The sequence below is a fragment of the Achromobacter ruhlandii genome, assembly GCF_902859695.1.
GTDB lineage: Bacteria > Pseudomonadota > Gammaproteobacteria > Burkholderiales > Burkholderiaceae_B > Achromobacter > Achromobacter ruhlandii.
In genome coordinates this window covers 1-10,008 of sequence record NZ_CADIJL010000067.1, presented here as the reverse complement: position 1 = coordinate 10,008, position 10,008 = coordinate 1, and the positions used below count along the sequence as shown (strand labels likewise).

The 10,008-nt window shown below is 67.8% G+C and carries 10 protein-coding genes and 2 pseudogenes; 9 read left to right on the top strand and 3 right to left on the bottom strand.

What is annotated here, in order from left to right; all coding sequences use genetic code 11:
* Positions 1–347: pseudogene (locus tag HV742_RS31795) on the bottom strand (SPOR domain-containing protein); the annotation flags it as partial.
* A gap of 97 nt (positions 348–444) precedes the next feature.
* On the bottom strand, positions 445–1,755 hold the full coding sequence (folC, locus tag HV742_RS31790; RefSeq protein WP_175147265.1) for a bifunctional tetrahydrofolate synthase/dihydrofolate synthase: 1,311 nt from the start codon (positions 1,753–1,755) through the stop codon (positions 445–447).
* A gap of 163 nt (positions 1,756–1,918) precedes the next feature.
* Here folC and HV742_RS31785 point away from each other — a divergent pair, with 163 nt between their 5' ends.
* The 4 genes from HV742_RS31785 to HV742_RS31770 all read left to right on the top strand — a co-directional run bounded on the left by HV742_RS31785 (position 1,919) and on the right by HV742_RS31770 (position 5,780).
* A complete protein-coding gene (locus tag HV742_RS31785) occupies positions 1,919–2,335 on the top strand; it encodes a cupin domain-containing protein (protein WP_175147264.1) in 417 nt (138 codons plus the stop codon).
* Positions 2,336–2,413: 78 nt separating this feature from the next.
* The gene (locus HV742_RS31780) at positions 2,414–3,385 is read left to right on the top strand and encodes a Bug family tripartite tricarboxylate transporter substrate binding protein (RefSeq protein ID WP_175147263.1); all 972 of its coding nucleotides are present in this window, start codon (positions 2,414–2,416) and stop codon (positions 3,383–3,385) included.
* Complete coding sequence (locus HV742_RS31775; RefSeq protein WP_054416210.1) at positions 3,382–4,614, top strand: CaiB/BaiF CoA transferase family protein; 1,233 nt, start codon at positions 3,382–3,384, stop codon at positions 4,612–4,614. The genes HV742_RS31780 and HV742_RS31775 overlap by 4 nt, the downstream gene beginning before the upstream one ends.
* Positions 4,614–5,780 (top strand): acyl-CoA dehydrogenase family protein, encoded by a 1,167-nt coding sequence (locus HV742_RS31770; RefSeq protein ID WP_049074296.1) that lies wholly within the window; start codon positions 4,614–4,616, stop codon positions 5,778–5,780. Before HV742_RS31775 ends, HV742_RS31770 begins: the two co-directional genes overlap by 1 nt.
* Positions 5,781–5,851: 71 nt before the next feature.
* Here the strand turns inward: HV742_RS31770 and HV742_RS31765 are convergent, their stop codons facing one another.
* Positions 5,852–6,589, bottom strand: a complete 738-nt coding sequence (locus HV742_RS31765; RefSeq protein ID WP_054416211.1) for an IclR family transcriptional regulator — start codon at positions 6,587–6,589, stop codon at positions 5,852–5,854.
* A 143-nt stretch (positions 6,590–6,732) separates the two neighbouring features.
* On the opposite strand from HV742_RS31765, the gene HV742_RS31760 reads away from it, so the two are divergent.
* The 5 genes and pseudogenes from HV742_RS31760 to HV742_RS31740 form a co-directional block, all read left to right on the top strand.
* Entirely contained in the window at positions 6,733–7,110 is a 378-nt protein-coding gene (locus HV742_RS31760; RefSeq protein ID WP_049074301.1) for a flagellar protein FlaG, read from the top strand.
* A gap of 144 nt (positions 7,111–7,254) precedes the next feature.
* Positions 7,255–8,643, top strand: coding sequence for a flagellar filament capping protein FliD (gene fliD / locus HV742_RS31755; RefSeq protein WP_100502565.1), 1,389 nt, complete (start codon positions 7,255–7,257; stop codon positions 8,641–8,643).
* A gap of 18 nt (positions 8,644–8,661) precedes the next feature.
* Positions 8,662–9,090 carry a flagellar export chaperone FliS gene (gene fliS, locus HV742_RS31750; protein WP_063584319.1) on the top strand — a complete coding sequence of 143 codons (429 nt, stop codon included), beginning with the start codon at positions 8,662–8,664 and terminating at the stop codon, positions 9,088–9,090.
* Positions 9,091–9,138: 48 nt separating this feature from the next.
* A complete protein-coding gene (locus HV742_RS31745; protein ID WP_175147262.1) occupies positions 9,139–9,492 on the top strand; it encodes a flagellar protein FliT in 354 nt (117 codons plus the stop codon).
* A pseudogene (locus HV742_RS31740) lies at positions 9,489–10,008 on the top strand (flagellar hook-length control protein FliK); the annotation flags it as partial. The gene HV742_RS31745 and the pseudogene HV742_RS31740, both read left to right, overlap by 4 nt.

The window sequence follows — 10,008 nt, the reverse complement described above, 5'->3', positions numbered from 1 at the left end:
GGCTGGGCCGAGGTGAGCGGCGGCGGCGTCTGCACGGCCGACGGATCGGCGGGCGCGGCGCCCGGCGTCGGCGTGGCCGGCGCGGCGGCCTGTGGTTCGCTCACCTGCGGCTGGAACGGCGTGTTGCGTTCCGGCACCTTGATGGGGATGTTATCGGCGACGGGCGTCGGCTGGGAGTCCAGGACCATGGGCAGGATGATGACAGCAGCCAGCACCAGCGCAATGGCGCCGGCGAGGCGGCGCCGGGCGCGCCCGCGCAACTCCGCCGCCTGGACCTCGCTGGGCACCGCCGCTCGCTTGGAGGGCTGCGCCTGGTCGGCAGGATCTTTGCGTTTGAAAAAACCCATGGGAGAGAATTCCTTGCGGCGCCTCGCGGCGGCGGATTTGCGGGTATGGCGGCAAACCGCCACGACGCTGCACCCGGTTTTGCCTATGCCGCTTTACCTACGCCTTGCGACCCAGAGACTGCAAAACCGAGGCCACGGTGAGAAATGATCCGAACACCACGATTCTATCATTCTCGCTCGCCCGTTCGCGCGCCGCGGCGAAGGCCTGGGCGGGATCCGCGTAGGCTGACACACCCGGCGCCTCGGCCCCGGCCGGCGCCGCCGGCAAGCCGGCGGCCACCTGCTCGGCCAGGCGCTCGCCGGTGCCACCGCGCGGCCCGGGCAGGCCGGCGCAGAACCAGTGGTCGATGCGGGTGCCGAGCTTGGCCAGCACGCCGGCCAGGTCCTTGTCGTTGAGCATGCCGAACACCGCGTAGGTGTACGGATGGAAACCCATGTTGTCCAGGTTCTGGGCCAGCACCGCGGCGGCGTGCGGATTGTGGGCCACATCCAGGATCACGGTCGGCTGGCCCGGCAGGATCTGGAAGCGGCCAGGCAGCGAGGCCTGCAGCAACCCCTGGCGCACGGCCTGCTGGGGCACCGGCAGGCGGTCGCGCACCGATTCCAGCGCGGCCAGCGCGGCCGAGGCGTTCAGCAGCTGGTTGGCGCCGCGCAGCGCCGGATACGCCAGCGCGCTGCGGCGCTGCTCGCGCCCGCCATAGGCCCACTGCTGACGGTCGCCGGAATAGTTGTAGTCGCGGCTGAACAGCCACAGGTCGGCGCCGATCTGCGCGACGTAATCGAGCAGCGACTGCGGCGGCACCGGGTCGGCACAGATGGCCGGCCGGCCGGCGCGATAGATGTGGGCTTTCTCGAAGCCAATCTTCTCGCGCGTGTCGCCCAGGTATTCGATGTGGTCCAGGTCCACGCTGGTGACGATGGCACAGTCGGCGTCGACGATGTTGACGGCGTCCAGGCGCCCCCCCAGGCCCACTTCCAGCACCACCGCGTCCAGCCGCGATTGCGAGAACAGGCGCAGGATCGCCAGCGTGGTGAATTCGAAGTACGTCAGGGATACCTCGCCGCGCGCGGCCTCGACGGCGGCGAACTGCTCGATCAGGGCCTCGTCCGAGGCGATCTGGCCGTTGACGCGGGCGCGCTCGTTGAAATCGATGAGATGCGGCGAGGTGTAGAGGCCGACCTTGTAGCCCGCCGCCAGCAGGATGGCTTCGAGCATGGCGCAGGTCGAGCCCTTGCCGTTGGTGCCGCCGACCACGAACTTCACGCCGGACAGTTCCAGGTTCATGCGCGCCGCCACTTCCCGCACGCGCTCCAGGCCCATGTCGATCGCGGTGGCGTGGATGGATTCCAGGTACTGCAGCCAGACGGACAGGGAAGCACCGGCGGCGGGCGGGAGGGCAGAAGGCATGACGGCATCGAAAAGGTGAACAACCGCGGATTTTAGCAGCGCGCGCCCGGTGTTTTCCCTAATCCCCCAGGGCGCGGCACGGGTTCTCGGGAAAAACCGCTTGCCGATGTTTTTCTCATACGTAAAAATAAATTCACATATGAGAATTCAAAAGGAAGGCGACATGACGCAGCAGAAAACCCCGGCCTGGCTGATCCGCGAAGCCGACGTGCCCGGCTATCACCCGGCCAACCACACCGGCACCCTGAACCGCCGCCTGATCGGCCCCGACACCGTGGGCGCGCGCGGCGTGGAGGTGCTGCTGGGGGAGATCGAAAAAGGCAAAGGCGCGCTGCCGCATGCCCATCCCGGCATCGAACAGGTCTGTTACCTGCTGTCCGGCACCGCCCGCGCCCAGGTCCAGGACGAATGGGCCGACATGGGACCCGGTGACTGCTGCTACTTCCCGCCCGACATTCCGCACGTATTCACCGTGACCAGCGACGAGCCTGCCCGACTGCTGGTGATCTACACGCCGCCCTACGAGGAATCCCCCGACCGCGTCATCCGCGATTTCCCCGCGCCCAACGCCGGCGCCTGAGGCGCCGGGGTCCCCGGCATCCCCGGACAGCGGCCGCAGAAGCCGCGCCCGGTTTCCCACCATCTGGAGAGACAAACCATGCAACTTCCACGCCTGTTGGGAGCCGCCCTGATCGGCGGCGCCAGCCTGCTGGCCCTGCCCGCGGCCCACGCCGCGGACTATCCGAACAAACCCATCACGCTGATCGTGCCATTCCCTGCCGGCTCTGGCACCGACGCGGTCGGCCGCATCTTCGGCGCCGAGTTGTCGACCATCCTTGGCCAGCAGATCGTGGTGGAGAACAAGCCCGGCGCCAACGCCACCATCGCCGCCAGCTACGTCGCGCGCGCCAAACCTGACGGCTACACGCTGTTCGTCACCACCAACACCTCGCATTCGGCAGCCCCCTGGCTGATGAAGAACGTTCCCTACGATCCGGTCAAGGACTTCACCCCCATCGCGCGTGGCGGCAACCTGCCCTTCATCCTGGTGGCCAATCCCAAGCGGCCCTGGAAGCGCGTGGCCGACCTGGTGGCCGACGCGCGCCAGCATCCGGGCCGCATCACCTACGCCAGCGGCAACAGCACCGGCATCGTGGCGGGCGCCACGCTGGCCAACCGCGCCAAGATCGACATCCTGCACGTGCCCTACAAAGGCACGCCCCAGGGGCTGACCGACGTGGTCGGCGGCCAGGTCGACTTCATGTTCACCGACCTGGCGTCTGGCCTGCCGTTCGTGCAGTCCGGCCAGTTGCGGGCGCTGGCCGTGTCCACGGCCGAGCGCAGCGCCATCGTGCCGGACCTGCCGTCCATGGCCGAGTCGGGCGTGCCGGACTTCGACCTGAACTCCTGGAACGGCTATTTCGGCCCGGCCGGCCTGCCGCCCGAGGTGGTGGCCAAGCTCAACGACGCCATCAAGCAGGTGGTGGCCAAGCCCGACGTGCGCAAGCGCCTGGCGGGCCTGGGCTTTGACGCTTTCTCCAGCTCGCCGGAAGCCTTCGGCCAGTTCGTCGGCGAACAGCGCGACCTGTGGGGCAAGCTGATCCGCGACGCGGGGATCGAGCAGCAATGACGATGCCCCACGCAGCCGCCCCGCAGGCCGCCGGCCCCCTTGCCGGCGTGCGCATCCTCGACCTCAGCTCGGTCGTGATGGGCCCCTATGCCACCCAGGTGCTGGCCGACCTCGGCGCCGACGTCATCAAGGTCGAATCGCCGGCGGGCGACAACATGCGCGCCGTCGGCCCCATGCGCAATCCGGGCATGGGGCACCTGTATCTCCACCTGAACCGCAACAAGCGCTCCGTGGTGCTGGACCTGAAAACCCCCGAGGGCCGCGAGGCCTGCCTGCGCCTGGCCGAGAGCTGCGACGCCCTGCTCTACAACATCCGCCCCCAGGCCATGGCCCGGCTGGGCCTGTCGTACGAGGCGGTGGCGGCGCGCAATCCGCGCATCGTCTACCTGGGCGCGTACGGCTTCGGCGAGGCCGGCCCCTACGCCGGCCGTCCCGCCTATGACGACCTGATCCAGGGCCAGACCGGCATCGCGGCGCTGGCGGCGCGCCAGAGCGGTGACGTGCCGCGCTACGCGCCGCTGACGCTGGCCGACCGGGCGGTCGGCCTGCACGTCGGCATCGCGCTGGTGTCCGCGGTGCTGCATGCGCGGGCCAGCGGCCAGGGACAGCAGGTGGAGATTCCCATGTTCGAAGGCATGGCCCACCTGGTACTGGGCGACCACCTGGGCGGGGCGACCTTCGAGCCACCGCTCGGCCCCACCGGCTACGCGCGGCTGCTGGCGCCGCACCGCCGCCCGTACGCCACGGCCGACGGCTACATCTGCCTGCTGATCTACAACGACAAGCACTGGCGCAATTTCTTCGCCCTGATCGGCCAACCCGAACTGGGCCAGGATCCGCGCTTTCACACCCACGGCGCGCGCGCCGCGCACATCGACGAGGTCTACGCATTCGTGGCCGACGTGATCCGCACCCGCTCCAGCCAGGACTGGCTGCGGGCGCTGGCGGACGCCGACATCCCGGCCTCGCAGCTCTATACGGTGGACGATCTGCTGGAGGACGAACACCTGGCGGCCACCGGTTTCGTGCAGCGCCACGACCATCCCACCGAAGGCCGCCTGCGCACCCCCGCCCCGCTCGGCCGCTACCAGGGCACGCCGACCGCTATTCGCCGCCCGGCGCCGACACTGGGCCAGCACAGCCGCGAAGTGCTGGCCGAAGCCGGTTACGACGACACGGCCATCGACGCCCTCTTCACCCATCGCATCACCCAGGACGGAACCCACTGATGGACTTCGAATTCACCCCCGACCAACTGGCCTTGCGCGATGCCGTGTCGCGCATCTGCGAACGCTATCCGGACGAGTACTGGCTGGAACGCGACCGTGAAGGCGGTTTCCCCGAGCCCCTGCACGCGGACCTGGCGCGCGACGGCTGGCTCGGCATCGCCATGCCGCAAGAGCATGGCGGCGCCGGCCTGGGCATGACCGAGGCCGCCCTGATGATGCAGACCATCGCCGCCTCGGGGGCCGGCTTCACCGGGGCCTCGGCCGTGCACATGAACATCTTCGGCCTGAACCCGGTGGTGGTGTTCGGCAACGACGCGCAGCGCGCCCGCTGGCTGCCGCCCCTGATTTCGGGCCGCGAGAAGGCCTGCTTCGCGGTGACCGAGCCCGACGCCGGCCTGGACACCACCAAGCTTGGCACCCGCGCCGTGCGCGAGGGCGACGAATACGTGGTGCATGGCCGCAAAATCTGGATCTCGACCGCCCAGGTGGCCGACAAGATGCTGCTGCTGGCCCGCACCACGCCGCTGGCGGACGTGGCCAAGCCGACCCAGGGCCTGTCGCTGTTCTACACCGACCTGGACCGCGCCAAGGTCGAAGTGCGCGAGATCGAGAAAATGGGCCGCAAGGCGGTGGATTCGAACATGCTGTTCATCGACGGCCTGCGGATTCCGGTCGCCGATCGCATCGGCGAGGAAGGCCGCGGCTTCGAATACATCCTGCATGGCCTGAACCCGGAACGCATTCTGATCGCCGCCGAGGCGGTGGGCATCGGCCGCGCCGCCCTGGAGCGGGCGGTGCGCTATGCCGGCGAGCGCAAGGTGTTCGGCCGGCCCATCGGCCAGAACCAGGGCATCCAGCACCCGCTGGCGCAGGCCTGGATGCAACTGGAGGCGGCCGACCTGATGGTGTTCAAGGCCGCCAGCCTGTATGACGCCGGCCAGCCCTGCGGCCCGGCCGCCAACGCCGCCAAGTACCTGGCGGCCGAGGCCGGCTACAACGCCTGCCAGACGGCGGTGATGACGCTGGGCGGGATGGGCTACGCCAAGGAATACCACGTGGAACGGCTGCTGCGCGAGAGCTTCATCCCGCGCATCGCGCCGGTCAGCCCGCAGCTGATCATGTGCTTCATCGCGGAAAAGGTGCTGGGCCTGCCGAAGTCCTATTGAGGCGCCTGCCCAGCGCGCGGCCGGCGCGCCTTCCGCCCGGCCGACGCCTTGCCGGGGCACCCCGGACCGCCTCAGGACTGCTGTTCCAGCCCCGTGCAGGCCGCCCGCAGAATGCGGGCGTACTCTTCCTGGCACGGCTCGATCCGGTAGATCGGTCCGCCCACCGAGATGGCGTAATGCTCGCCTGACAGCGTCACCGGCCAGGCGATGGCACCCACGTCGGGAATCGACTCGCCGCTGTTCATGAACCAGCCGCGCTGGCGCGACCGGTCGATGTCCTGCAATACCGCCTCGCGCGTGACCAGCGTGCGGTCGTTGTAGCGCGTCAACGGCGTGGCGGCCAGGAGCGCGTCGCGGGCCGGCTCGTCCATCAGCGACATGAGCGCTTTGCCCAGCGAATTGGCGTGTACGTCCTTGAACTCGCCGGCAACCGGCGCGTATCGGATCGTATGGGGCGAGTCCAGCACGTCCAGATAGACCACCCGGCCATCCTGCGTCAGCTTGGCGAATACAACGGTTTCGCGGGTGGCATCGCGCAGTTCGACCAGGCTCGGGTAGACCCGGTCCAGCACCGGGTCGGCGCGGGCGATGCGCTGCGCCATCGCCAGCAGGCGGCCCGTCGGGTAATAGCCCTGGCGGCGGCCGGTTTCATAGAGATAGCCCAGACCGGTCAGGGTTCGGATCAGCGCCAGGCAGCTCGACACCGGCACGTCCAGCAGCCGGGCCAGTTCAGACAGGGGCAGTGCGCGCTTCTCCCGGGCATAGGTTTCGATGATTTCGATGACTCGCAGCGCCGTCTTGACACTCATTGCCCGTTCCCAACTTGTTAGCACATGAAACAACCGTCCGCGCCGGGCCCTAAAGTTCCCTGCGGGACTGCCGTAATCGTAGCTGAGAATTCCCTGAAAACAGCGCGTTCCTCCGAGACGCCCTCATCGCCGTTGGAGTGATCATGGCCGTAACCCCCTTAGCCCCCGCTACGTTCGCGCCCGCGCCGGCGGCGCCCGTGCCGGTCACCGCCGATCCGTCGGTGACCGTCGCACCGCCGGCCGCCGGCAGCCAGAGCGGTGGCGCCGACACCGCCACATCGGAGCAGTCGACCTCCCAGAAGCTGCCGCTGGAAAAGGCGCTCGACGAGATCAACGAACAGATGAAGGCCTGGTCCACCCAATTGCAGTTCGAGGTCGATCCCGACGTGCACCAGGTAGTGGTGTCGGTGGTGGACGCGAAATCCGGGGACGTCATCCGCACCATCCCGAGTGAAGCCGTACTGAAGATCGCCAAAATGATCGTCAACATGCAAGGAAACGGCATCAAAACCACGGCTTGATATGGCACCGGATATTTTCCGCCGTGCCTGTTTTGGCGCCAATCGATGCCGGAAGCATTGAATTAGGCCCGCCTTATGCCCTTACCCGGTCAATCGCCGGCACCCTATTTTTGACAGAATCGCATCGCTAGGAAGGAATTTCACATGGCCTCTATCACTAACCTCGGTTCGGTTTCCGGCTTGCCCCTGGAAAAGATCCTGTCGGACCTGCAGGCCGCCGAGGACAAGAAGCTCTCGATCTACACCGACCGCGCCGCCAGCTACAAGACCCGCATTGACGCCTACGCGCAGCTGCAAAGCGCGCTGGAAGCCCTGCAGAAGTCGGCCGGCGTGCTGGGCAAGACCGAGACGATGGCTGCCATCAAGGGCAGCGTCACCGGCGGCACCGCCTTGACGGCCACCGTGGCCGCCGAGGGCGCCGTCGCGGGCCAATACGTCATCGAAGTGAACAACCTCGCCCGTGCCCAGAGCCTGCAGTCCGGCGCCGTTGCCGATCGCACCGCCAAGCATGGCGACACCGGCTCGTTCGAGGTCGAACTGGCCAATGGCACCAAGCGCACCATCGACCTGAAGGGCGACACCTCGCTCAATGGCATCGTCAAGGCCATCAACGCCGACGACAAGTCCGGCCTGCGCGCCACCGTCATCAACGACGGCAACGGCAACAACTACCTGATGCTGACCGCCAAGGACACCGGCGTCCAGGCCTCGGTCAAGAACATCACCGTCACCGGCGACCAGTCGCTCAAGGATATCCTCAGCTTCAGCACCGCCGCCGATGGCTCCACCACCGGGATGGCCAATACCAAGGCTGAAGACGCCCTGCTGACCATCAACGGCCTCGCCGTCAAGAGCGGCTCGAACAACGTCGCCAACGTCATTGACGGCGTCACGCTGAACCTGACCGAAAAGACCGCGACCGACAAGCCGATCACGCTCAAGCTGGAGTCCGACACGTCGGTCGCCAACAAGGCCATCCAGGACTTCGTCAAGACCTATAACGCACTGCAAACGACCATCAAGAACCTGACGGCCTTCGACGCCAAGGCGGCCACCAACCAGCCGCTGACCGGCGACGGCACCACGCGCTCGATCCAGTCCTCGGTGACCGGCGCGCTGCAGGCCGTGCTTGGCGAAGGCACCGTCCGCTCCCTGGCCGACCTCGGCATCACCACGGACCCTCTGACGCGGCAGCTCAAACTCGACCAGACCAAGCTGGACAAGGCGCTGACCAGCAATCCCGGCGACGTGACCAAACTGCTGACCGGCGACAATGGCGTGGCCAAGAACTTCGAGGCCGCCTTCAAGGACGTCCTGGGCAGCACCGGCTCGCTCAAGACGCGTACCGACGGCCTGGCCAAGACGATGAGCGACCTGGACGCCCAGCAAAAGCGCGCCAAGGCCGCCAGCGACGCGGAAATCGACCAGATGCGCACGCGCTTCGTGGCGCTGGACAAGTTCTACATGCAGATGCAGACCACCGCCAACTACCTGACCCAACAATTTGCGGCGATGAACAAATCGAGCAAATAACCTGTAGAAGATGCATTAATGACTTACGCCGCCCGCCGCCCCACAGGGTCTCAATCCGTCCGCTCCTACGCCGATATCGGCCTGGAAACCCAGGTGCTGGGCGCGAGTCCCGAGCGGCTGATCACCCTGCTGTACCTGGGTGCGCGGGCGGCGATCGGGCAAGCGCGCATCCACCTGCAGGAAGGCCGGGTCGCCGAGCGCGGCGCGGCCATCTCGAAAGCGATCAAGATCGTCGATGAAGGCTTGAAGACCGGGTTGAACATGGAGGCCGGCGGCGACATCGCCGCCAACCTCGCCCGGCTCTACGATTACATCGTCCGCACCCTGCTGACGGCAAATCTGAAAGCAGATCCCGAGCAACTCGACATCGCCGACCGCCTGTTGGCGGATCTGGCCGAGGCTTGGCAGACTTCCATCGACCGACCGGCTGGTGTAACGCAGCCCTGATGGCCCAGAAACACAAATCCAGCCCGCCATCGAACGCCCGAGATTTCCATGACGTCCCTTACCCAGTACACCTCCCCTATTCTGGAACACTACCAGGAGATAGCCCTCATCACGGGCGAAATGCTGACGGCCGCGCAGGCCGGTGACTGGGATACGGCGATGGCGCATGGCCAGCAGTACTGCGAACTGGTGGAACGCCTGCGCATGGCCGAGCCGACGGCGCCGCTGGACGAGGCCGGCCGCGCCATGAAATACGACCTGCTGGTGCGCATCCTGGAGAACGACGCGATGACGCGCGATCTGGCGTTGCCGCAACTGGCCCGGCTGGGCGAGCTGCTGGGGCGCATGAAGCGCCAGCAGACCCTGCTCTCGGCCTACGGCTACCAGGCGCCTGAAGCATGAGCGTGGGTCCCGCGGCACTCGGCAACGTCCTGGTGCAGCGGTTGGATGCCGTGCTTGGCACGACGATGTCCGCCGCCAGCGCCAACCAGGTGTCGGGCGCGCGGCCGGATGCGGTCAGCCAGCCCGGCAACCTGGACAAGCCCGGCTCGGCCGACGGCTCCAACCGCGATCCGCGCCAAGGCATACAGACGGGCGGCGCCCGCGGCGATCGCCCGGCCACCGTTATCGATGCCAAGACCGCCGCCGCGCTGGCGCTGGCCGCGCGCGGCCTGGTCACCAGCAGCGACACCACCGCCTCGGCCCCCACCACGCTGGGCACCACCGCCCGCGCCATCCTGGCCCTGCTGGCCCAGTATCCTGAAACCGCCCCGGCGGTGCAGGGCCGTGCGCCGCTGTGGACGGCGGATGCGCCCGCGCCGTCGAGCGGCACGCCAGCGCAGCCGGCGGCCGGCCAATCCAATCCCCAGCAGCCCGCCGCGCAACCCGCGCCCGGCGCCGCCGCGCCCACGCCCGGCG

Coding starts and splice junctions, on each gene's coding strand:
- folC (WP_175147265.1), bottom strand. CDS start 1,755: ATGCCTTCTGCCCTCCCGCCCGCCGCCGGTGCTTCCCTGTCCGTCTGG.
- HV742_RS31785 (WP_175147264.1), top strand. CDS start 1,919: ATGACGCAGCAGAAAACCCCGGCCTGGCTGATCCGCGAAGCCGACGTG.
- HV742_RS31780 (WP_175147263.1), top strand. CDS start 2,414: ATGCAACTTCCACGCCTGTTGGGAGCCGCCCTGATCGGCGGCGCCAGC.
- HV742_RS31775 (WP_054416210.1), top strand. CDS start 3,382: ATGACGATGCCCCACGCAGCCGCCCCGCAGGCCGCCGGCCCCCTTGCC.
- HV742_RS31770 (WP_049074296.1), top strand. CDS start 4,614: ATGGACTTCGAATTCACCCCCGACCAACTGGCCTTGCGCGATGCCGTG.
- HV742_RS31765 (WP_054416211.1), bottom strand. CDS start 6,589: ATGAGTGTCAAGACGGCGCTGCGAGTCATCGAAATCATCGAAACCTAT.
- HV742_RS31760 (WP_049074301.1), top strand. CDS start 6,733: ATGGCCGTAACCCCCTTAGCCCCCGCTACGTTCGCGCCCGCGCCGGCG.
- fliD (WP_100502565.1), top strand. CDS start 7,255: ATGGCCTCTATCACTAACCTCGGTTCGGTTTCCGGCTTGCCCCTGGAA.
- fliS (WP_063584319.1), top strand. CDS start 8,662: ATGACTTACGCCGCCCGCCGCCCCACAGGGTCTCAATCCGTCCGCTCC.
- HV742_RS31745 (WP_175147262.1), top strand. CDS start 9,139: ATGACGTCCCTTACCCAGTACACCTCCCCTATTCTGGAACACTACCAG.